General features: G+C 39.2%; 12 protein-coding genes. 11 read left to right on the forward strand and 1 reads right to left on the reverse strand.

The features are described from left to right. The first annotated feature begins 67 nt into the window (after nt 1-67). From SY85_RS00265 to SY85_RS00295, 6 genes are all read left to right on the forward strand, one after another. Nucleotides 68-2,485 (forward strand): TonB-dependent receptor, encoded by a 2,418-nt coding sequence (locus tag SY85_RS00265; RefSeq protein ID WP_066401205.1) that lies wholly within the window; start codon nt 68-70, stop codon nt 2,483-2,485. 203 nt (nt 2,486-2,688) lie between these two features. Next, entirely contained in the window at nt 2,689-3,312 is a 624-nt protein-coding gene (locus tag SY85_RS00270; protein WP_066401211.1) for a glycine zipper domain-containing protein, read from the forward strand. Between the two features lie 213 nt (nt 3,313-3,525). Then, complete coding sequence (locus SY85_RS00275; protein ID WP_158512915.1) at nt 3,526-6,582, forward strand: ligand-binding sensor domain-containing protein; 3,057 nt, start codon at nt 3,526-3,528, stop codon at nt 6,580-6,582. Between the two features lie 77 nt (nt 6,583-6,659). Further along, nucleotides 6,660-7,577, forward strand: coding sequence for an ABC transporter ATP-binding protein (locus SY85_RS00280; RefSeq protein WP_226998955.1), 918 nt, complete (start codon nt 6,660-6,662; stop codon nt 7,575-7,577). Between the two features lie 1,062 nt (nt 7,578-8,639). Then, nucleotides 8,640-10,055 (forward strand): Ig-like domain-containing protein, encoded by a 1,416-nt coding sequence (locus SY85_RS00290; protein WP_066401219.1) that lies wholly within the window; start codon nt 8,640-8,642, stop codon nt 10,053-10,055. A 131-nt stretch (nt 10,056-10,186) separates the two neighbouring features. Beyond that, nucleotides 10,187-11,857: a T9SS type A sorting domain-containing protein gene (locus SY85_RS00295; protein ID WP_066401221.1), complete on the forward strand. Its 1,671-nt coding sequence runs from the start codon at nt 10,187-10,189 to the stop codon at nt 11,855-11,857. Nucleotides 11,858-11,925: 68 nt separating this feature from the next. On the opposite strand, the gene SY85_RS00300 is transcribed toward SY85_RS00295, so the two are convergent. Continuing rightward, nucleotides 11,926-12,453 (reverse strand): DinB family protein, encoded by a 528-nt coding sequence (locus SY85_RS00300; protein ID WP_066409157.1) that lies wholly within the window; start codon nt 12,451-12,453, stop codon nt 11,926-11,928. Between the two features lie 739 nt (nt 12,454-13,192). Here SY85_RS00300 and SY85_RS00305 point away from each other — a divergent pair. The 5 genes from SY85_RS00305 to SY85_RS25295 all read left to right on the forward strand — a co-directional run bounded on the left by SY85_RS00305 (nt 13,193) and on the right by SY85_RS25295 (nt 24,506). After that, entirely contained in the window at nt 13,193-16,180 is a 2,988-nt protein-coding gene (locus tag SY85_RS00305) for a SusC/RagA family TonB-linked outer membrane protein (protein ID WP_158512916.1), read from the forward strand. Nucleotides 16,181-16,200: 20 nt separating this feature from the next. After that, nucleotides 16,201-17,727 carry a RagB/SusD family nutrient uptake outer membrane protein gene (locus SY85_RS00310; RefSeq protein ID WP_066401227.1) on the forward strand — a complete coding sequence of 509 codons (1,527 nt, stop codon included), beginning with the start codon at nt 16,201-16,203 and terminating at the stop codon, nt 17,725-17,727. A gap of 116 nt (nt 17,728-17,843) precedes the next feature. Next, nucleotides 17,844-21,218, forward strand: a complete 3,375-nt coding sequence (locus tag SY85_RS00315) for a VCBS repeat-containing protein (protein WP_226998956.1) — start codon at nt 17,844-17,846, stop codon at nt 21,216-21,218. Beyond that, nucleotides 21,187-23,115, forward strand: coding sequence for a CRTAC1 family protein (locus tag SY85_RS25290; RefSeq protein WP_099459361.1), 1,929 nt, complete (start codon nt 21,187-21,189; stop codon nt 23,113-23,115). The genes SY85_RS00315 and SY85_RS25290 overlap by 32 nt, the downstream gene beginning before the upstream one ends. Next, nucleotides 23,067-24,506 (forward strand): FG-GAP repeat domain-containing protein, encoded by a 1,440-nt coding sequence (locus tag SY85_RS25295; RefSeq protein WP_099459362.1) that lies wholly within the window; start codon nt 23,067-23,069, stop codon nt 24,504-24,506. The genes SY85_RS25290 and SY85_RS25295 overlap by 49 nt, the downstream gene beginning before the upstream one ends. Nucleotides 24,507-24,509 lie beyond the last annotated feature (3 nt).

A 24,509-nucleotide genomic window follows, 5' to 3' on the forward strand; every position in this document is an offset into this window, starting at 1 on the left:
CTTTAGCGATTCAGTATCCTCTTCGCCTTAAAGCCTTTCTAGTTTTACACATCTAATACCAAAACTGATGTGTAAACGAATTCTTAGTTTCCTGTTTCTGGCTGCTATTATTGTTATTCAACCAATCAGCGCTCAGGAACGCGCAGTTTCTTGTTTAGTAAACGGATGGGTGAAAAACAAAGCTGGCAATCCAGTGGCTGGTGCAAGCATACAAGTAGTTGAAGTTTCCGATTCTTCAAAGGTGCAAACCCTTTTTTCCTTAACAGATGGAAGTTTTGAAATTAAAAACCAGTGTAACCAGGTACTCATAAAAGTTACCATGACTGGTTATGAAACCTATACTCAGCAAAGTGCATCAACGGGGAAGCCTGTAGAAATTATTCTAAAAGAAAGTTATCAAAACCTTTCAGCTGTTGAAGTAAAGGCAGGTCGCAGAAATATAGAGGTTCGCACAGATCGAATGGTGGTTAATGTAGAAGCGGCAGCTTCCAATGCTGGAACCAATGTGTTGGAGTTGTTGGAAAAGTCGCCGGGTATTGCCATAGATCAGGATGGGGTAATTAGTATGCAAGGGAAGCAAGGTGTAATGGTTATGATTGATGGAAAGCGGAGCCCGTTGAACGCAGCTGAATTAGCAGCACTATTAAGAAGTCTCTCTTCCGCTCAAGTTGACCAGATTGAGTTGATCACACAGCCCTCTGCCCGGTATGATGCTACGGGTAATGCAGGTGTTATCAATATTAAGCTGAAACGATCTAAGACAGCCGCATTTAATGGGAATATGACAACTTCAATTACTCAGGGCAGATACACGCGTTTAAACCAGAGTATAGCAATAGATCAGCGAGTAGGTAAAGCAGTACTTTCTTTGGGCTATACTGGTGCCTATAATAAAGGGTTTTATGATCTTACCATTAAAAGGAAGTTCGCAAATAGTTCAAATAATAAAACGGATTATTTTGAGCAACATACTTTAAATCCTTTCACGCAAGTTCCTCATAACCTACGTTTGAATGTTGATTATGCTTTTAATAAAAGGACTTCTCTTTCATTAAATAACACTTTGTTTTTAAGCAGCTATAAAGATGCTCCGGAAACAAATGGGGCAAGTGAAGAAGGCAATAGCAAGCATTTTGACCAATCTTCTGGCATTAATTCTATCCGGCGTACCAATTATTCAATAGGGGCTAATTTTCGTACAATCCTTGATTCAACGGGAAGAGAGCTTTCTATTGATGGGGATTTTTTTAGTTATAACAGGAAAAATAACCAGTCATTATTGAGTGAGCAGTTAGATGAAGATGGAAATCGAACAGATGTACCTTACCATTTAAAAGGATATAATCCCTCTTTTATACAGATTGCAGCAGGGAAGATGGATTATGTTCACCCGTTTTCAAAAAGGTGGAAAGTTGAGACTGGACTAAAGTATAGTGCTGTTACTACAGAAAATACAGCCGTGTTTGTAAAGGAGATTAATGGTACATGGGAGCCAGACGAAAGGGGGCGCGATTTTGCCTATGCAGAAAAAATAAGCGCTGCCTATTTGAACCTTTCTATGAATGATAAACGTTGGAAAGTGTTAGCTGGCTTGCGAGCAGAAGCTACCGACATACAGGCACAAGCATCTGGTACAACAGATACAAGAAGTAGTCATTACTTTGATCTCTTCCCCAGTTTATCTGTTAATTACGAGAAAGGAAAAGGGCAGGTATTAAGCCTATACTATAGCCGTCGTATTGACAGACCTGATTATCAGGATATGAACCCCTTCCAGTTTGTATTTAACCGGTATACCTATATGCAGGGTAATCCTGGACTGATGCCGCAGTATACGAATCTGATAGAAGCTTGCTATGCATTTAAGACTAACTTCAATGTAAAAGCTAGTTATAGCTACACAAACGATGTTATTGGTAATGCCATCATTCAGAATGATGTAACAAGAATAGCCTATCAACAGAAGATAAATATGACCCAACGTACCGTATTTTCTTTGAATAGTACACTTGTAATTCCTGTAAGTAAACGCTGGTCTTCTACTATATTTGGCAATACCTTATATACCTCATTTAAAGGACGGTTCAATAATGCTGTATTGAATAACGAGGCCTATTCGTTCAATTTCAATTTGAACAACCAATTTCGTTTTAATAAGGGCTGGTCAGCAGAATTAAGTAGCAGTTATTTCCACAAGAATTATTACACGGCTTTATTTCTGGATAAAGGAGTGCATTTTGTGAATGCAGGCGTAGCCAAGCAGGTTTTAGGTGGAAAGGGTAGCGTACGAGTAGCTGCCAGGGATATTTTCCATACACAGTACAATCGTTTTGATATTAATTTCAATACGCTGAATGTGCATATGAAGCAACGACAGGATATGAGCAGTTTTACCATAGCGTTTATGTACCGATTTGGAAAAACAGCTGCAAGTGCAAGAAAGAGTGGGGCTTTAGAAGAAATAAATCGGGTAGGCGCTAATTAACTTTTGTTTGATTATTAATGTTAATTAAACATAGCTAGATCGTTAAAGCCTTGTAAAGACAGGGCTTTTTTATGTGTTTCACTTTAATACTGCAAAAGCTTTTGAATATTCTTTAACAACCGGTAGGCAAACTTTTCTTTCCATGGCTGGTCTGATATATAGATTACCGAATAAACGGGGTCTGTAAACTAAAAAGAAATACTATGAAAAGACTTCTACCCATTTTAAGTATAGCAGTAGGATTAGCAGCTTGTAACGCGAATGCTGATAAAATAGCAGAAGCTAACCCTTCGGCTAATGTGCAGCAAGCGCCAACCAATACATTGGATACTACTGGATTTGCGGCGTTTCAAAACATGAAAGCTTTAAACGAGCTAGCGGCAGTGGAACAACCGGTTCAGGAGATCCAAATGGCGGCCACACCTGTTAAAAAAGCAGCGGTAGCTCATGTAAGAAAACCTGCTAAAAGTGTAGCTAGTGCTCCTAAGCCGGAATCTCCTTTACCTGCACCTACCCCTAGTGATAACACTAGTTCAAGTGGTGCACCTGGCTCTACCGTAGCTACAGGTAATGGCGACGGTGCAGAGAGTGCTGGAGCAGGAGATATAGCAAAAACGGAAGAAAAGAAAGGCTGGAGTAAAACGGCTAAAGGGGCTGTAATAGGTGGTGTGACAGGTGCGGCGGCTGGTGCCATTCTAAATAAAAAGAATCGTGCGGTAGGTGCTGTGATCGGTGGTGTTATTGGAGCTGGCGGTGGCGCAGTAATTGGACGTCAAATGGATAAAAAAGACGGCCGTTTCTTAACCACAGGTACTTATGTTAACTAAATAGCTGAACAATAGCGTAATAAGAAATGTATTTATAGGTAAAGCCATCGGATCGCCCGATGGCTTTTTTATTCAAATGCAATATATTCATCTATTTTTTAATGCTCTGGTTTGTATTGTCTTTATTGTTTTTGTTCTAAGTTCATGATTTGTAGCGGAATAAAGCTTTATACCAGCAGAGGTTAATTACTTTTGTTACTTAATAAAACTGCTTTGCGAAACATTTATCTGGCGCTATTATTATTCATTGCTGTTCCATTAACACTACTTGGGCAGCAGGCCAGGCAATATTCATTTAAGCATTTTTCCACTTTAAATGGGCTGGTTTCCAACTCTGCTAATGCTATCGTACAGGATAGAGAAGGGTATATTTGGATAGCTACTACCCATGGTTTGCAGCGATATGATGGAAATACGTTTTTAACGTTTAAGTCTACTGAGGGTAACACTTCCGCTATTCCATCAACTAACATTGTTTCGTTATTTACTGATCAAAAGAATCGCTTGTGGTTAGAAGGGGAGGATCATACCATTGGCGTATTTGATACTAAAAAGTTTGTATTTAGGAAAGCTGAGCTGCCTAAGAATGTGGTCCCTAATTCCTATCAACAGTTTGTAGAGTTGCCCAAAGGAGAGTTGTTATTGCTGGCAAATAGTGGGGATGTATTTCTTTATTCTGAAACCAGTAACCAATTTTCATTGGCAAATAATAAGTTGCCGATGCCTAAGGGATGGAAGTTTAGCCATGTAACATGGGATGCTTCAATCAGGAAGTTCTGGATCAGTGCCGATTCAGGTATTGTGCAGTTAGATCCAGCAACGATGCGATTAAATTACAGGGGGCATAATTATGATAATGACCCAGTAATAAATAGTCTCAGTGATGCCAGGGGCCTAACTGATCTGACAATTGATCCCGCAGGACGAATTTTAGGCATTATTCAAGAAAAGTCCTCCATTGCACCTCGCTTTTTTTATTACAATCCCCAATCTAGGCAGTTTTCTGTTTCATCATTAGCCGATCATATTGGCGTTTGGCACATACACACTGATGGCTTTTTATTGCAACGAAGTGGGCGTATCTGGTTATATGGAATGCCATTTTTGGCGGAGTGGGATAATAAAAGCAACTTTTTCAGACCTGTAGTGAAAGGTGCAGAAAGTCAGCAAAATGGATACTTCAACAGGATAGCACAAGCTTTTGAAGATCGAGAAAACAATATTTGGGTAGCTACTGATAATGGGGTACTACTTTTTAATCCAGACGCCCAGGTTTTTTCAAACTATGATTTGATTCGTCCTGGCGAGCCAGCTAGTTATGATCTGGTACAAGCTATTGCAGAAACAGTAGATGATAGAATTTTTGTTGGTACCTGGCGGGGCGGGATATACAGTTATGACAAAAACTTAAATCCTATTGCTTTGCCCCCGGTATTAAAAGCCAGGGGCCGATCATTGTCCGTAGCCGATATGCAGGAGCAAGTGCTAACAGGTGATTTGTGGATTACACAAGAAGAAGGGCGGATTGATGTATTTCACCCAAAAACAAACACAGTTACTACCGTACAAGATTCTGTATTTAATAAGTCAACTATTCGCCAAATAACGGAAGATACCTCTGGGAATATGTGGTTTGGTACGCAAGCCGGGCGTTTAATTAAATGGGATTATAAGAGCGCAGGTGGCAATCAGCAAAAAGGGTATCGTATAGTATTGGAAAATTTGGGTATCATACGTAAAGTTCACTATGACTATCAGGGTTATATATGGGTAGGGACTGCACAAAATGGATTATTTAAAGTAAGTACACGTACCAATAAGATTGTAAAGAAGTTTACTACGGATGGACCAGCCGACGAACGTCTTTTTATCAATTCTGTAAAAGATATTACTTACTATAATGACACCACATTATTGGTGGCTGCTGGTTGTTTAAATATCATAAATAAGAGAACCAATAAGATAACATTCATAGGAACTAAAGAGGGGTTGCCTTCCAATACAGTGGAATCTGTCCAAAAAGACAGAAATAAAATTGTGTGGATGGGGATGACAAATGGTATCAGCCGACTAAATCTTGAAAAGCGTATTATCAGCTTCTATGATAGGAGAGACGGCATTAATTATGATAAATTCATTCAAACGGGTGTACGTCAATTATCAGGCGGTCGAATCTTCTTTTTTACCGATCACAATTTCATGGTATTTGATCCAACTAAAGTGTCTCCAAAAGTACAGCCTCCAAAGCCTTTTATTACCTCTATAAAGATCGCTGGTTATCCATTATCGGTAGACTCATTACTGAGTGCAAAGCGCGTGGTATTGAGATATAACAATACCTCTATTAGTATAGACTTCAGTGCTATGAGTTTCTTGACCCAGCAAAAACTTCATTACTACTATAAGTTGGAAAACTTAGATAAAGAGTGGATTCATACCGATAGGCCTATAACTGCATTTTATAATTATCTGCCACCTGGGCAATATACTTTCTATGTAAAAACTGAAACCATTGATGGTGTATCCAATGAGAATATAGCGCAGTTTACAATTGTAGTCAGAGCGCCATTTTGGCTCAGTTGGTGGTTTTATGGGTTGATTGCTTTAACCTTTATTGGTGTATGGTTATTGGTAGATAGGGAGCGTACCAACAAGCGTAGATCTTTATTGCAGGTTCGCAATGAGATTGCTTCTAATTTGCATAATGATATCAGTATTACATTGAGCGATATCAATATCCTCAGTGAGATGGCCAAGATCAAGGCTGATAAGAATGTAGAGCAGTCAAAAGAGTTTATTGATCAGATCAATGAAAAAAGCAGGTATACCATAGCTGCTATGGATGATATGTTGTGGAGTATTGACCCGGCCAATGACTCAATGGCAAATACACTTCAGCGCATTAAAAAGATAACTAGTGAGCTTCAAGAGTTATCTGGAGTTGCTATTGATTTGATTATTGATAACAAGTTGGATGCTCTGGAGTTGGAAATGAAGTTAAGGCACGACATTTTCTTCTTGTATAAAGATGCTTTGCTTTTCCTATCTGGAAATGGAAGTGTTAAACAAGTATTTGTAAATATGAAAATGAGTGGTACTAACAATTCCCTTCTTCTTGAAATTCTATTTGATCGTCCTGCCAATCTGCGCGACTTTGATTTACAATTGAAACGGGGAATAGAAAAGCGGTTACGATCTTTACCAGCCACTATGGACTATATTGCTGAAAGCAGGCATGTTTCATTGGCATTTACAATTCGTTTAAAATAAGATTTTAGTTTTTGTTTGATAGTATGAGTTTGTTGCGTGTATCAAGAATATCCAAGAGTGCGGAAAGTCGGTTCCTAATGAACGACATTAGCTTTACGCAAAAAGTAGGTCAGAAAATTGCCATTGCCGGTGAAACAGGCTCTGGCAAAAGCACCTTACTTAAGGCAATTGCTGGTTTGGCGCAGCCTGATACCGGAGAGATTTTATTTGAGGAACAAAGGGTTTTAGGTCCAGACGAAAGATTGATACCGGGACATAAGTATATAGCGTATTTGTCACAGCAATTCGAATTGCCGCGGTTTTATACAGTGGAAAATATCTTAAACTACGAAAATCGACTGTCCCCTGAAGAGGCTGATTCAATTTACGAAGTATGCCAGATTACCCATCTTCTAAGTAGAGATACAGAACAGCTTTCAGGTGGAGAAAGGCAGCGCATTGGCTTAGCGAGGGCTCTGATCAAATCTCCAAAGTTGTTATTGCTCGATGAGCCCTTCTCAAATATGGATATGATCCATAAAGCTGTATTAAAAGAAGTCATTCAGGATGTACATGATCGCTTGAATGTTACTTGTATTCTAGTTTCACATGATCCATTAGACACTATTTCTTGGGCAGACACACTACTGGTGATGCAAGAGGGCAGAATTATACAAGAAGGAAGCCCACAACAAATTTATAAGCAGCCTATTAGCGAATATGCCGGTGCACTGCTTGGAAATTATAATATCATTCACCCTTCAGAACTATTTGCAAGCCTACCAGGAATTGCGTTAAAGGGCAAGAGTTTATTTATACGGCCCGAAAGTTTTAAAGTAGTAGAAAAGGGCGCAATGAAAGGTGTCGTTAGCGCAGTTCGATTCTTTGGGAGCTACTATGAAATAGATGTTCGTTTAGAACAAATAATGATTACCGTAAGGGCGATTGCTTGTGCTGTAGGTAAAGACGATCCGATTTCACTTTCTCTTTCTCAGGAAGACGTTTGGTATATTTAGAAATGCTTCATTAGCTACAGGAGTGACTTTAATTTAAATAGTAAAAAAGCTTTTGCCAGAAGAATCCTTATATGTTCTTCATGGCAAAAGCTTTTTTAAAACTTGCTTTCACTTTAAAGTAGTGGGTACGGGTGAATAAATTGAATTTGCATTAAATGATTTTGTCAAAAAACATGATCAGAATAAATACCAACATGCAGTAGCCAAGCATAAGCAAGCCCGCAACAAATAATTTCATTAAGCTCTTAGCCATTTTAATCGTTTTAAAGGGTTAAATAAAAGAACGGTCATTGGTTGGTTCCCTTTAAGACATTGGTAAACATCGTTGAACATTACGCTTGTTAGAGTTTTATTCTAAGCGCATAATTCAAGCTATGAGGCATTAAGTGTTTTATAGGAATTGGGTACGGTTAGACAGTATGGTTAGAGTTGTATGGGGTGATTTCTATTGCTAAGTAAAAGAAATATTTTTTAAAAACCAACCTATTTACGATTCGAATATTAATTGTTGTTAATAAAATGTGATGTTAATACTTTCTATTTATTCCATAAATTATCTATTTACTACTAAGTGTTTTTTTCTTTTATAATTATAAACCTTTTGTCTATCTATAATTTTGTTTGAATTATTTCCTTTCAAATCTTTTTACTAAAATTTTTTCTTCTTCTTAAATCAGCTGAGAGGCTTTGCCACGTTGATTGTTAATTGGTTATAAACAATTATCAAAATAGCTATATATGATCGTGAAAAAATGTTAGGGTAAGTACTTGCAATAATTAAAAACCCCTATTATGTTTGTAGTGTTAGTAAGTCATAATTAACTGCAATTCCTTTGAAATTCTAATAAATAATACCGTACCTGATATAAGTTCCCCTCTCTTGACTTCCCTGTCTTTTACGGCATTATCTGTAATATCCACTTTTATCTGCTGAGAATCGTACTGTCTGGTTAAGGCAATCGTTAACCTAGGCACTATCCAACCCATGTTATAACCATCTAACTGCATCCAACTATTCTTTGAGACACACGTACTAATCCGTCTTTATTCAAACCCTAAGAAATGAAGCCTTTTTTAATGCTAACGGCTGCGGCTGCCCTGCTATGCACAAAGCCTACTCTTGCTCAATCGTACACAGAAACCTTTGAAGGAGGGGTGGTGCCAGGTTGCGCTACTCTTATTACTTCTTACACAACCACACTAGCTAGCGACATTATTAATGGAACAGGAAGTCTTTATTCAAATCCTCCTGTTAACAATAGCGGTACGAGGGATTACCTTTCTCCCTATTTAAATGTCACTGCCACTAGCTTAACAATTTCGTTTTGGTATAAACTAAATGAGGAGTTGAATGGAAATGCAAAACGAAGTATAGAAATTGGGTTGGAAGGGAGTAATGGAGTCTATCGATCCTTAAATACATTAACAATCGACAAGAATACACTTAATCAGACCACCAAACAATTTCAGTCGGTTAGTGTAACAGCACCTAGTTCGGGTATTTATCGTCTTGTGCTTAAGATGGGTGGAAGCCAAGGAAATGGAACGGTACGGATAATAGTGGATGATATCACTATCAATGCAGCAGCCTATTATTCATCGGTTTGTAATTTGGCTCCTATTGCTGTGAATGATAATTATGTTCCAATTGGATTAACACCATTTTCTAATAACGTTATCACCAATACTGTTGGTGGTTCTGATAATGAACCCAATGGGGAAAGTATGAAAGCGGTTCTAATTACTGCTCCAGTTACTACGGAGGGAACTGTTGTATTGAATGTAGACGGTACATTCACATTTACGCCATCACCTACATTTAGTGGAGGGCCGGTAACTTTTACATACCAGTTATCGGATAATGGCTATACGCCCGCAACATCAAATATTGCCACTGTTACTATTAATTACCCCGCAGTAATTGTATTGCCAGTTATTTTAAAAAGCTTTGAAGTGAGTGTCCAAAATAGTGCTACACTTCTCAAATGGGTGGTTTCAGCAAATGAAACCGGTGATCATTTTCAGGTATTTCGGAGTTCAAACGGCAAATCCTTTTCTGAATTAGGAACAATTAGTGCCAGTAAAACCATTGGAGAGGAGGTTTATACTTTTACAGATCCAACAACTCTGAACGGTACATCCTATTATAAGATCAAAACAGTAAGTAAGGACAATCGAGTTTCCTATTCAAATGTGTTAATTATAACATCAGAAGGTAACAGAAATAATCAGCTATTAATAGCAAAGAATCCAGTTGAGTCAGTATTGCACTTTTCATATACTTCATCAGTTACAAACAGTTTTAATGTTTCTATTTATACTTCTACCGGAGTAAAAATGCTGGAAAGGAAGATGTTTATTCAAAAGGGAACAAATGCTCACTCAATTGAGTTGAATAATATTTTGCCTGCCGGGACTTACATTCTGGAAATAAACAATGGGGTAGAAAGACAAGTAGTCAAGTTGTTAAAAAAATAAATGAACAGTAGGCAGCCACCACTGCCTACTGTTACACTAAAAGTTCCAATTATCTCATTTAAGCCATTCATCTTCTTATCCAATACCTCCTATGAATCTGTGCAGCAGATTCACCATTCAAACCCTAAGAGATGAAAAAGCTATCCACCGTTCTACTTGCAGTTTTGTCTGCCCTGTTTTCCCATGCCCAAGCCGTGCTAAATGAAATTTATGCCAATCCGAGTGCAAGTAACCAGGAGTTTTTTGAGCTATATAATGCGAGTGTCGATCTGAATCCAATTTCGGTGGATGGCTATACTTTGATAAGTTATTTTGAAAACAATCGTGAGCAAGGTTTTTATGTTTTGGACCTACCCAATGTATTAGTGGCTAATAAGGGCTACTTTGTAGGATCATCTGCAATTCCATTCAGTTATCAGGGAAATAATAATGTTACTAAATCTAATTTTAACTGGAACGATCCTGTTTTTAGAAGTGGTGCTACAGGAGGGTATTTGAAAAAATGGTATCAAAGCACGGCTAATCTAGCAGATGGTAATCCCTATTATGATGAAGAAGTACTTCCGCTTACATTCAATGACTTCTTTAGTAAGCGCAGTGGAAGTGGAGCCAGTTATAATGCTTTTTTATACAAAAATGGAGTGTTAGTTAATTCCTTCGTAGGTGGAACGGGTGGAAACACTTTCATACCAACATTTATTACAAATATGCCAGCATTAAAGATTGAAACTATCAATAATGGTTTGGCAGTTAGTTATGAGGTTAATTATACTTCCTACTCAACTGGAGTAGCTGAATACGTAATACAAGACATAGGCAGTGATAATGGCTATATGCGCGAAAGTGATGGCTTTTGTGGCACATGGAATAAATCAAGTTCTCAGGCATTTCATACGCCTCAAGAAACAAATGGAAGCAATCAACTGCCCCAAGGCTCATCATCTTCATTAAATATTGATGCTCATATAAGTAGAGGTACAAACGGAAATCCCTCTTTTATTGTTTACAATGTTACTTCTGGAACCAGCAGTTTGTTTCCTGTACAGCTTTTTGCTTATATAGACAATGGAACAGTAGTAGGACAATGGGATGCTAATGATGTGTTTTTAACTAGCAATGTTGAAAATGTAGTTACTGATGGCCCTTTTAGTATTTCTTTTACCCCCGTTGATCAACAAATAATATTAATAGCTCAAACATCTCAAGGATGCTTTGATCAATTGCAGGTGGTGCCAAATCCTGTAGCCGGGACTGTTTTGCCGCTAAGTTTAAAGTCATTTTCAGGGCGTAAAAAAGAGGCAAGCTATTTTTTGGAGTGGGTTACACTAAACAATGAGTTGGCCAGTAGCTTTGAATTAGAGCAAAGTTTGAATGGCCTTTTATTTAAACAAATAGGAACCATATCGGCTACATTAAAGCAAGGGGAAGAGAATTATTATTACCCTGTGCCCCTGTCTGATGCTGCATCTTATCGACTAAAAGTGATAAAAAAGGACAGGAGCTTTTATTATTCAAATGTTTTGAGGTCCAATCAATCAAATTCGAGTGATAAAATAAGTGAACTGCAAAACCCGGTAACCTCTTCTTTATTGCGGTTTGTTTTTAACGCAACAGAAACGGGTAAACATACTGTCTTTATATACAATTCATCCGGATTAAAAATGATCAACGAATACCATACGTTACAAAAAGGTAATAATACTATTACCATGGAGTTAGATAGTAAAATGCCGGCGGGTATGTATTTACTTGAGGTAACAAACGGTCGGGAAAAATATCTGAAGCGATTTGTAAAGTATTAGCGCTTTCTTAGGCGATGATTAGACGAGGGCTCTTTTCTAAGAGCCTTTTCTTTTTATGAAAACAGGTCTTATTTTTCTTCAACTGTTTGTTTCAACACTCTTACCGTTACCAATAGCTGTCCAGTGTGGCGCATGGTATGTTCTGCCGAGTGAAATAATAAGCCAAAGACTGTTGATGGCAATTGCGCTCTACCGACACCTCTAAATTCAAGTAACTCATTTTCGTTTGTTTGACTTAATTGGGCTAAGGCCACATCAACTTGCTGGTTAAATTGTTGAAGTAAGTACGCAACGGTTGTATCAGATTGGTTACCTGTACCTTCTGCTTTTAAGTATTGCAATTGATTGTCTGTTAAGAGCTTGCCTTGTGCATATGTAAATAAGCGGTCGAGTACTCCAGTAAGGTGTTGTAAGTGAAAGCCTGGTGAGGCAACTCCGGCAGGCTTCTCCCACAACAAGTATTCTGGAAAGCCCTGCATATATTCATTGATTTCCTCTCTGGCTTGTAAAAGTGCATGTGCCACTGGCTGTAAATGTGGGGGTATGCCTTCTAGTTGTCCTCTTAGCCAAACTTCGGGTTGTTTCGTATTTGCCATAATCATTGAAATTAGTGTAAAGTGGTTAGTGTTTAAAAAATGATGGGTAGCTCTATTTATAAACCTACGATCAGGCCTTGGTGAGGCATAACTAAGGAAAACATTCAGTTAGATTTCAATTATGGTTATATATACTTACTTCTGCAAGTAAAGAACAAGTGTATTGTCTAAACGAAGTTTGTAAACCAATTGCTATCAAATACGGCTTATAGTATACGGCTAACGGTTATTTTCATAGTAGAGCTTGCGCTTCTGTAGTAATCTTTCTACTTTAATGTTTTAAATCTAACCTTATAGATACGTTTCCAAACTCCACTTGGAAGTAACCAATAATACGTAATCCCTTATACGTTTTTACATTTCGTTTTTCATTAGTTGACTGCTAAAGCATGAAACGATTCTGGTGTTTGTTGTTTACGGTGAGTTTGCTTGCATTATAGGTTGGTGCAGAAACTACAAATGTTGTTGGGTGATGCTACTGCGTCCAGTTTTAGGTTTAAGCAGTTAATAAGATTTGGCGAATTGTAAACATTATAAAGACTGATAAACGAGAGCAGCTTGAAAAGTTTGTCAATGAGGTTTATCAAATCAATCAATTGATCAGCTTTAATTACTCCCGTTATAAATGTAAAAGACAGACAAGTAGTAATACTGTCAATTTGCATTATTCTACTTGTTAATATAAGTATATATACTTAAATTAGGATAAGAAATGATTCTTAACAAAACCTTGCTTGTTATGGGGAAGCTAAAATCAGTTTTTTGCTTTCTTCAGCTCTTTATTGCTCCTTTCATATGCTTTAGTCAGCAAAAAAACATTACCGGAAAAGTTACAGATCGCGATGGAAATGGAATTCAGGGGGTATCCGTTACAGCCAAAGGGTCCACCACAGGAACTCAAACGGCTGCCGATGGAACTTTCAGTTTGTCGGTACCAGCCACTACAACTACGCTCGTATTTTCATCTGTTGGCTTTGATCGAACAGAAGCTGATGTTACCAGCCAATCATCAGTTAATGTAACACTAACGACTGCCAGTGTTTCACTTAGTGATGTAGTGGTGGTAGGGTATGGTACGGCCCGGCGCAGAGATGTTACGGGGGCTGTGACGCAGGTAAAATCGGCGGAGTTTAACCAAGGTAACATTACCAGTCCTTTGCAACAATTACAAGGTAAAGCTGCCGGTGTTGTTATTACACAAGCTGGTGGCGACCCTAATACAACGCCAACCGTCCGTGTTCGCGGTTTAACCTCCTTATTAGGAACAGGTGATCCGCTATATGTGATCGATGGAATCGTAGGGGCCGACATAAATGCTGTTGCGCCTAATGATATTGAAAACGTCGATATTTTAAAAGATGCATCCTCAGCTGCTATCTATGGTGCTCGAGGAGCAAATGGCGTTATAATCATTACTACAAAAAAAGGTAGGGTGGGTAAAACCCAGGTAGAGTATAATGGTTATGTATCAACGGATTGGCTCTCAAAAGAGTTACCTGCGCTTAGTGGACCAGAGTTTAAAAGCGCTTACTTAGCCAATGGTAATGATCCTGCTAAATTAATTGATAAAGGCGCTAACACGAATTGGCAGGATGAGATTACACGTAATGCCTTTTCGCATAACCATAACCTCGCTTTTGGCGGAGGAACTGCCAGTACCAGTTATCGCGCCTCTGTTACCTATTTTGACCAACAGGGTATTGTTATCAATACCGACCGGCAATTTTTAAATGGCCGCCTTCAATTAAATCAAAAGGCGTTTAATAACAAGGTCAATTTGGGCTTGACATTGGCTTATACTGACCAGAACAGGGACTTTACGAACTATACTGTTGGTCAACAGGCGCCCCAAGAGAACCCTTTTATTTACGCTTTGAACTATAGTCCGTTGTTACCTATAAAAAATGCGGATGGTTCTTATTTCAATATACCTAGCTTCTCTTACCAAAACCCTGTAGCCTTTTTAAAGCAAATAACTGATCAAACAGATGAAAGCCTGATTAATGCTTCATATAAGGTGGATTGGGAAATGTTTAAAGGCTTTACTTTAAGCTCTTTTGGGTCTTTAGTTAGAGGAAATATTTTTGCCGGCCATTACGATCCTATTAACTCGTTTAATGGAGGTGCCTCATTTAACTCTGACGGTAAAATTACCACCCAAGGTATTGGTAATGCCCGCCGAACCAATACCATTGCTGATGATAAGCTGATCAATGTGCTGGGTAATTACAAAAAGGCGTTTGCTAATGATCAAAACTTGGATGTAACACTTGGTTACGAATACTATGATAATTTTAGAGATAGTAGTGGGGCTGCAACATCTAATTATATTACTGATGCTTTTTTATATTATAATTTGGGTGCGGCGAACGTAACCAGTACCAGCTATATCAGCACTGGTTCCTTTAGAACCTCCTACCAGCTGGCTTCCTTCTTAGGACGTGTCAATTATAGCTTTGGCGGTAAATACATCTTCACCCTTAATGGTCGTTATGACGGGTCCTCAAAGCTGGGTGCAAACAATAAGTGGGGTTTCTTCCCCTCAGCAGCAGCTTCCTGGGTAATTAGCCAGGAGAAGTTTATGAACAATGGCGGGTTCTTCAATACTTTAAAGCTTAGGGTGGGATATGGTGAAACCGGTAATGTGGAACCTATTGCGCCGTATAATTCTTTATTCCTGTACAGTCCAGTTGGATCCTTTTATGCCAATGGACAGTTTAACCGTGGTTATTCGCCTACACAAATTAATAATGAGGATTTACAGTGGGAACGCAGACAGATGTTTAATATAGGCGTTGACTTTGCTATTCTTAACAACAGGCTTAATGGTACTATCGAGTATTATGACTCCAAGACTAAGGATATGCTGTTTAACTATGGTATTCCATCTCCGCCGTTGCCATTTGATAAAGTATTGGCTAATGCTGGTGAGATGACAAATAAGGGTGTTGATATTACCCTTAATGGAAGCATTATTCAGAACTCAGATTGGAAATGGAACTCTACCATCATTTTTGGTACCGTCAAAAATCGTATTACCGACCTTACGGGTTCATTTACCTATGCAGGGTCGAAATATGATCTAAAGACGCCAAGAGTGGATTGGGGTGTTGTGAACGGGCAAGGATTGAACCAAGTCGTTTCTTACCTGCAAACGGGACACTCTTACGCCTCATTTTTTGTACGCCATTTTACAGGAGTAGATGGCTCCGGAAAACAACAGTTAGTGCCTGAAGATGCCGGTAGTGAGGAACGCACCTGGATTGATCCCTGGAATAATTTTACCTATGGATGGAGTAACTTTGTAAATTATAGGAACTTTGATTTCAGTATGGTGCTGCGCGGGCAGCAGGGTGGTAAAGTTTTCAATGGTACTTATTTGAACTTTGCTAATGTAAACCGGTTAACCACTAATGGTAACGTACTGGAAGACGCTTTAACAAATGGCATTAAAGACCCGGCAAAAACTTCTGATTATGCTATTCAATCCAGTTCCTTCCTGAGACTAGAAAGCGCCAGCCTCGGCTACACATTCGATACAAAAAAAGTTCCTGTAATAAGCCGTGCGCGTGTGTATGTTGCTGGCAATAACCTGTTCCTGATTACAGACTACAAAGGATACGACCCAGAAGTGAGAGTATCCGGAGTACAAGCATTTATCGACAACCTTGATTACTATCCCAGATCACGGTCCGTATCACTAGGCGTAAACTTGATTTTTAATTAATGAAACTTTAATACATCACCATGAAAAGTGTATCCTTCTTAAAGGGGTTAATACTTTTGACAATAGTCTCTGGTGTTTCCTGTACCAAGTTGGACGAGAAATTGTATGATAGGGTAAGTGCAGAAAACTTTGGAAACTCCGAGACTGAGTTACTAGCATTAGTTGGTCCTGCCTATTCATCGTTGGGTTCTGAAAACAGAGATGGCATTGATAATGATTATTTCTTTTTACAAGAAGCTTCTACAGATGAGATCATCGTACCTACCAGAGGTACCGACTGGGATGATAATGGTAAGTGGCGGCAATTGTGGCTCCAGACCTGGACACCTGACGTTGACATCTTAAATGCTGCCTGGGGTTTCTGTTCCTATGGTATTGGACAAATAAACCGTATAGAGGCGCAACTCCTTAGTTCTACTGTTGAACTACCTGTAAAGCCCCAATTATTGGCCGAGCTAAAGGCTTTAAGAGCTTTATATCACTGGATGTTAATGGACCTCTATGGCAATGTGCCTATTGTTGCGGACTTCAAAACAGACCCTAATACGGTAACGAATAAACCCAGGGCTGAGGTCTTCGCCTTTATTGAATCAGAACTTAAAGCGGCAATTCCTAAATTAACAACAACAGTAGGTGCTTCAACCTATGGTAGAATGACAAGGTATGCGGCTTTCACTCTTTTAGCCAAACTTTACCTGAATGCACAAGTTTATACCGGAACAGCCAGATACACAGATTGCATTGCAGCATGCGATTCGGTTATAAACAGTGCGAAATACACATTGAACAATAACTTTTTCGCCAACTTCGCTACGAATAATGACATATCGGCGGAAGAGATCATCTTTTCAATACCTACGGATAAAAGTTTGTATGGACCTGGTGACTTTAGCGGTTTGACCCGTATGCAATTACGCACGCTCCATTATTCACATAGAGCTGTTTACAACTTAGGTGAAACACCTTGGAATGGGTTTAGTTCAAACGCTGATTTTTACAATAAGTTCAATGATCCGAATGATGTAAGGAAATCGATGTTCCTTGTTGGGCAACAATACGATAATCTCGGTAATCCATTGACTGATGGTGCCACACCTATCATTCTTACGCCAGTCATTTCCAGCTTAAGTGCCGCTGCGCGGAATGAAGGAGCTAGAAGTATTAAGTACGCACCCGAGAAAAATTCGCGCCGGCAACAAAGTAATGACTGGGTCGTTTTCCGTTATGCAGATGTGCTTATGATGAAAGCTGAAGCGCTTGCCAGACAGTCTAATAACTGGAATGCTGGTTTAACACTTGTTAACCAAATAAGGACAAGAGCTAAAGCTGCTCCATTAAGCAGTTTAACGGCCGATAGTTTCTTGGATGAAAGAGCACGGGAATTTGCCTGGGAAGGCTGGAGAAGAAATGATATGATCCGTTTTGGCAAGTTTTTACAACCTAAACAATTTAAGGCTAACGTATCACCAGATACCAGGAACATATATCCCATACCAAGGCCGCGGCTTACAGCGAACCCTAACTTAAAGCAAAACCCTGGGTATTAATATTGAAATGAAACTACAGTTTTAAACAGAGGCAAGCACATACTTGCCTCTGTTTATTTAACGTTCCTATTTTAGATTTATACTACAAATAGTAAATGCAAAAACATACGTAACCCTTGATTATTCGTTCAATTTTTAAGAATACCTTAATTGTAGTGAAGCAGTGTGCTATTGTGATCCATAAATGGCAACTTGGAGCAACAGCCCTACTAGTGTTCTTGTATGCTTGCAGCAATGAATCTGAAACGACTTATGTGCCTCCAAGCGATCCTCTTTTTTCACAAATGGCATCAGGACAAACAGGAATTGCTTTTATCAACAAGGTAACAGATGATAGCTCGATGAATGTATTTAACTACCGCAACTTTTATAATGGAGGCGGGGTAGCTATTGGAGATATTAACAACGATGGTTTAAGTGATATTTATTTTACTTCCAACCAGCAGAACAATCATTTGTATTTGAATAAAGGAAACTGGGCCTTTACCGATATTACTGAAAAAGCAGGAGTGGGCGGCCAAATGGCCTGGAGTACCGGGGTAACTATGGCAGATGTAAATGCTGATGGCTGGCTGGATATCTATGTTTGCAACTCTGGAAACATACAAGGCGATAAGAGAAAGAACGAACTGTTTATCAATAATCACAATAATACATTCACAGAGCAGGCGCAACAATATAATTTGGCGGATTCCGGCGGCTATCATACACATGCTGCCTTCTTTGATTATGATAAAGATGGCGATCTAGATGTATACTTATTGAATAACTCTTACTATCCAGTAGACAAAATAACCAACAGGAATATCCGAAATGTTAGAGATCCATTTGCGGGTGACAAGCTGCTTAGAAATGATAATGGTCACTTTACGGATGTTAGTGAACAAGCCGGTATCTATGGTAGTCTGATTGGGTTTGGATTGGGCGTTACCATTGGAGATGTAAACGGGGACTATTGGCCAGACATTTATGTGTCAAATGACTTTTTTGAAAAGGACTATTTATACATTAACCAAAAGAACGGCACCTTTAAAGAGGATGTGGATTCTTGTATGGAACACACGTCTCAGAGCAGTATGGGTGCTGATTTAGCCGATATCAATAATGATGGATGGGCTGATATCTTCAGTACGGATATGCTGCCGGAAAGTGATGAGCGATTGAAAACCACCACCCGTTTTGATGATTTTGATTTCTTTAATTCGAAAGTAAAGGGTTCCTTTCATAAGCAGTTTCTTCAAAACTGCTTGCAGTTGAATAATGGTAACGAAACCTTTTCTGAAATAGCAGCCTTTGCCGGTGTAAATGCTACCGATTGGAGTTGGGGTGCATTACTATTTGACTTTGACAACGATGGATGGAAAGATATTTTTGTTAGTAATGGCATCTATAAAGATCTAACGAATCAAGACTATATTGATTTCCTGCAAAGTGCTGCCACCCGCGAGAAAGTGATACAGGCAGGTCGTTTTGATGTTGCCGCGTTTTTAGATAAACTTCCTTCTACACCAATACCCAACTATGCATTTGTAAATGAGAGAAACCTGCAGTTTGCCAATCAATCCTATACATTAGGCCTGGGGCAGCCATCATTTAGTAATGGTGCTGCCTACGGTGATTTGGATAATGATGGAGATTTAGACCTGGTTGTCAATAATGTCAATCAGCCTGCCTTTATATACCGCAATAACCAGGAACGGAAAGCTGGTAATAACTATCTCCGCATAAAATTTAAGGGTAGTGGACAGAATACAATGGGTATCGGATCTCAAGTAAAACTTTGGTTAGGGAAGGAAGAGATTGTTTATGAGCAAATGCTTACCCGGGGATTTGAAAGCAGTGTAGATCCTGTTATGTGTATTGGTATTGGGAAAGCCAAAGTGGTTGATTCAATGGAAGTAGTGTGGCCTAATTTAAAAAGGCAAGTACTGAAAGGCATACGATCTAATCAAACAATTACTCTAGATCAGCAACATGCCAATCAACAAGCCTATCCTATACCTGTAGGTAAGGCCTTATTTTCATTGGCTGGTTCAGATTTGTTTTCTGGTGATTTCTTGCATCATGAAAACGCCTTTATAGATTTTGACCGTGAGCGGCTCATTCCAAAAATGATTTCTACCGAGGGGCCAAAGATGGCTATTGGGGATGTAAATGGAGATGGTTTAGAAGATGTGATTTTAGGTTCTGCCAAAGAGGATTCCATGAAACTATTTATTCAAACAGGTGGAAGATGGAAGCAGTCCGTTCAGAAAGCTTTTGAACGAGATAAGGATTACGAGAATATTGGACTTGAGTTGGCGGATGTAGATGGAGATGGAGATCTGGACCTTTTAGCAGCCTCGGGGGGCAATGAGGATGTCGTAGGTGCTTATACGCTTACTCCTCGGTTATACCTCAATGATGGAAAGGGCAACTTCTCCAGGTCATTAGACAAATTACCTTCTATTTCGGTAAATGTCAGTTGTATACGTACTGTTGATGTTGATAATGATGGCGACTTAGATGTTTTTATTGGGGGAAGAAGCGTGCCTGGTATGTATGGCGAAATACCTCAAAGCTATTTGCTAATCAATGATGGGAAAGGGGTTTTTAAAGATGTAACATCTGCAAATGCCCCTGCACTACAAAAAATAGGAATGGTTACTGATGCCAAGTGGGTAGATTTTAATGGTGATGGGTTTAAAGATCTTGTGGTGGCAGGCGATTGGATGCCCGTAATGATCAGTATAAATCAGCATGGTATTCTTACTGAACCGCGTGCTTTGTCTCAGAGCGCGGGTTGGTGGAATACTTTAACAATCGCAGATGTTGATGGTGATGGTGACTCGGATATCATTGCAGGAAACCAAGGGCTAAATTCAAAAATAAAGGTCAGTCCTGATAAGCCCGGAATGCTTTATATCGGTGATTTTGATAAAAATGGTCAGGAAGAATGTATCCCTGTTTATTATAAGTCTGACGGGAAGGCCTATCCCTTCTACTTAAAAGGCGACCTGGTGCAACAACTACCTTCTCTGAAAAAGAAGTTTCTGCATTATGCCGCGTATGCTGGCAAAACCATGGATGAGGTATTGAGTCCTGAACAGTTGAAGTCTGCTAAACAATTGAAGGTGGAGGAGTTTCAGACCTGCCTGTTTATCAATGAGGGTAAATCTGGTTTTAAGAAATTGCCTTTGCCTTCTGTGGCCCAATTGGCCCCGGTTTATAGCATTTTGGTATTGGATTATAATAGTGATGGTAATAAGGATATTATTATGGGAGGTAACTTCTTTGGATTAAAACCAGAAGTTGGGCGTTTGGACGCTAGTTATGGCGTACTATTAAAAGGAGTAGGGCAAGGCCGTTTTGAATTTATTCCCAATTTGCTTTCTGGCTTAAAAGTAAAAGACGAAACAAGAGATATTCAGTTGTTAAAGGCCGCCAATCAAAAGAGCTATATAGTCTTTGCCCGGAATAATGAAAGTATACAGATCTATAAAGCGAACTAAAACAATACTCGCAATTGGCAGTTGTTTACTTAGCTTGCTGCTTTCTTGCAAAGGCAAGGAGGCGCAGCTTTTTGCGTCCTTGCCATCACATGCTACAAGTATTACTTTCAGAAACGAAGTACATGATAACGATAGCCTCAATATTTTAGATTACCTCTATTTCTATAATGGAGGTGGAGTAGCTATTGGTGATATTAATAATGACGGTCTACAGGATATTTATTTCACAGCGAATAAAGCAGGGGGAAATCGTCTTTATTTAAACAAGGGTCGATTTCAATTTGAAGATATTACCACAAAAGCAGGTGTCGCGGGAACTGCTGATTGGTGTACCGGTGTAACCATGGCAGATGTGAATGGGGATGGATGGTTGGATATCTATGTGTCGGCTGTAGCAGGAAAATTAGGGTTAAAAGGACACAATGCTTTATATATCAATAACGGTAACAACACGTTTAGTGAAAAATCGGCTGAATATGGACTAGGCTTTGTTGGATACGCTACACAAGCCGCTTTTTTCGATTTTGATCACGACAATGATCTGGATTGTTACTTACTGAACCAATCCGATCACTCGGTCGAATTTTACCGTGATACGTCTAACCGGCGAAAGGTAAGTCCAAAAGCAGGTGATCGTTTATATCGAAATGATAATGGACATTTTACAGACGTTACAATGCAAGCCGGCGTTTATTCCAGTGGTTTAGGTTATGGATTAGGCCTGGGAATAAGCGATTTGAACAATGATGGGTGGGATGACATTTATGTAGGAAACGACTTTCATGAGAATGACTACTACTACATAAATAATCAAGATGGAACGTTTACGGAAAGTGGAGCAAAAGCTTTTGGGCATTACAGCCGCTTTAGTATGGGAAATGACATTGCCGATTATAATAATGACGGCATGCTGGATATGATAACTGTAGATATGTTGCCTTATGATGAAAAGGTATTGAAGACTTATGGAGGTGAAGAGTCCTTAGATATTTACCAGTATAAAATAACGGGTAATGGATTTCAGAATCAATATTCACGGAATTGCCTGCAAGTAAACATTGACAACGGTAAGCGGTTTAGTGATGTGGCCTTACAAGCTGGCGTTGCTGCAACCGATTGGAGCTGGAGTCCATTATTTGCTGACTTTGATAATGATGGTATTAAAGACCTCTTCATCAGCAATGGCATTCAAAAGCGAATGCTGGATCTGGACTACATCAAGTTTGTTTCTTCATCTTCTGTTCAGCAAGCCTTACTAATGTCGCACCAGTTTGATAAAGAGGTGTTACAACAAATACCGGATGGCAAGTGTCATAATTTTATTTATAAAGGCACTAAAGAAGGGGCATTCAATGATCAGTCGGAAGGCTGGGGCTTTTCACAACCTACTGTATCAAGCGGGGCTGCCTATGCGGACTTAGATAATGATGGAGATTTAGACCTGGTAGTCAATCGCTCAAATGAGGAAGCCGGTATTTATGAAAATAGGGCAACGGGTATGCATTACTTGCAGCTAAGTTTTAAAGGTGCTGGTAAGAATACAATGGGGGTGGGCGTAAAAGCATTTTTATTTACAAAAGAAGGGATACAAATGCAGGAGCTAATGCTTACAAGAGGGTTTCAATCTTCTGTTCCGGCACTATTGCATTTTGGCTTAGATACACTTTCATATATAGACAGCTTAGTGGTTGTGTGGCCCAATAACCATAGTCAAACCGTTAAGAAACTAGCTACCAATCAGCGAATAGTGATTCAACAAAAGAATGCCGTTGATACGTTTTCTTACACTAGAATCTTTGGAAATAAACAGCCAATGTTGGCAGATGTGACCACCAGTACAAAACTTAATTGGGGCATAAAGAAAATGTGTTTTATGATTTTAATCGTCAGTATTTAATTCCTCATGAACTTTCTACCGAGGGGCCTAAAATGGCTGTTGGTGATGTAAATGGCGATGGCCTGGATGATATCTTCCTTTGCGGAGCTAAACAACAATCTTCTGCACTCTATATCCAAAATAGTCATGGTCAGTTTGAATCTAGCAATATAGCATTATGGGCAGCCGACTCCTTATCTGAAGATGTAGATGCGTTTTTCTTTGATGCGGATAATGACAAAGATCTTGATCTGTATGTTGTTACAGGTGGCAATGAATATAACAAGGGGAATGCCTGGTTATTAGATCGGTTATATATCAATGATGGTAAAGGCCAGTTTACCAAAGCAGAACACGCTTTGCCTCCAATAGCTGAAAATAAAAGCTGTGTAAGTGTAGCTGATATTAATAACGATGGTTTGATGGATTTATTTGTAGGCGGGCGAAGTGATCCAATGTCATATGGCAAGCCTTGTGCTTCCTACATTTTATTAAATACGGGCAAAGGAACTTTTGTAGATGTTTCGCAAAAATGGTTGGGTTCGGTTCAGGAGCTGGGTATGGTAACCGATGCTGTATTTGAGGATTTTGACAAGGATGGTAAAATGGATTTAGTTGTAGTAGGCGAGTGGATGCCCGTGACCTTTCTTTTAAATAAAGGAGATCATTTTGAAAATGTGACCAATAAGGTGGCGCCGCCAAAATTGAATGGCTGGTGGTATTTTATTATCGGTGCAGATATTGATAAAGATGGGGATATAGATTTTTTAGTGGGTAATTATGGAACGAACAGCAAGCTGAAAGCTTCTGCAGCTGAACCTGTACGCCAGTATTTAGGCGATTGGGATAAAAATGGAACTTCAGATCCTTTACTGTGTATTAACATTGAGGGTAAGTACTACCCCTTTTTAAATAAAGAAGAGTTGGAAAAACAATTGCCTTTTATCAAAAAGAAATTCCTGGGCTATCAGGTCATGGCTGATAAGTCCGTTGACCAGATTTTTGATAAAGCGGCTTTAGATAATGCCGCTGTATTAAATGCCTATAATTTTAGTTCTGGGGTATTAAGGAATGATGGAAAAGGTTCCTTTCATTGGCAACCATTTCCAGCTACAGCACAAACCGCTCCTGTATTCTCCATTTTGTATGCGGATATAAACAGGGATAATAAGCCGGATATCTTAGGCGGAGGGAATTTTTATGGAGTACTTCCTTATGAAGGTCGATATGATGCTTCTCAGCTGTGGTGGCTTCATCCTACAGGAAAAAATGGCTTTGAAGTTATACCACCAATTCTTTCTCAGTTTTATTTGACTGGCGAAGTCAGGGATATCAAAACTGTTCGTTCTGTAAATAGAACCCAATACCTGGCCATTGCCCGCAATAATGATAGCGTAAAGCTTTTCCGGTAGTAC

The organism is Flavisolibacter tropicus, from assembly GCF_001644645.1.
Classification (GTDB): Bacteria; Bacteroidota; Bacteroidia; order Chitinophagales; family Chitinophagaceae; genus Flavisolibacter; species Flavisolibacter tropicus.

Bases quoted from the DNA above. Each gene is read 5' to 3' on its own strand.
- SY85_RS00305 (WP_158512916.1), top strand. From the start codon at position 13,193: ATGGGGAAGCTAAAATCAGTTTTTTGCTTTCTTCAGCTCTTTATTGCT.
- SY85_RS00280 (WP_226998955.1), top strand. From the start codon at position 6,660: ATGAACGACATTAGCTTTACGCAAAAAGTAGGTCAGAAAATTGCCATT.
- SY85_RS00295 (WP_066401221.1), top strand. From the start codon at position 10,187: ATGAAAAAGCTATCCACCGTTCTACTTGCAGTTTTGTCTGCCCTGTTT.
- SY85_RS00310 (WP_066401227.1), top strand. From the start codon at position 16,201: ATGAAAAGTGTATCCTTCTTAAAGGGGTTAATACTTTTGACAATAGTC.
- SY85_RS25290 (WP_099459361.1), top strand. From the start codon at position 21,187: ATGAAAGTATACAGATCTATAAAGCGAACTAAAACAATACTCGCAATT.
- SY85_RS00265 (WP_066401205.1), top strand. From the start codon at position 68: ATGTGTAAACGAATTCTTAGTTTCCTGTTTCTGGCTGCTATTATTGTT.
- SY85_RS00270 (WP_066401211.1), top strand. From the start codon at position 2,689: ATGAAAAGACTTCTACCCATTTTAAGTATAGCAGTAGGATTAGCAGCT.
- SY85_RS00300 (WP_066409157.1), bottom strand. From the start codon at position 12,453: ATGGCAAATACGAAACAACCCGAAGTTTGGCTAAGAGGACAACTAGAA.
- SY85_RS00290 (WP_066401219.1), top strand. From the start codon at position 8,640: ATGAAGCCTTTTTTAATGCTAACGGCTGCGGCTGCCCTGCTATGCACA.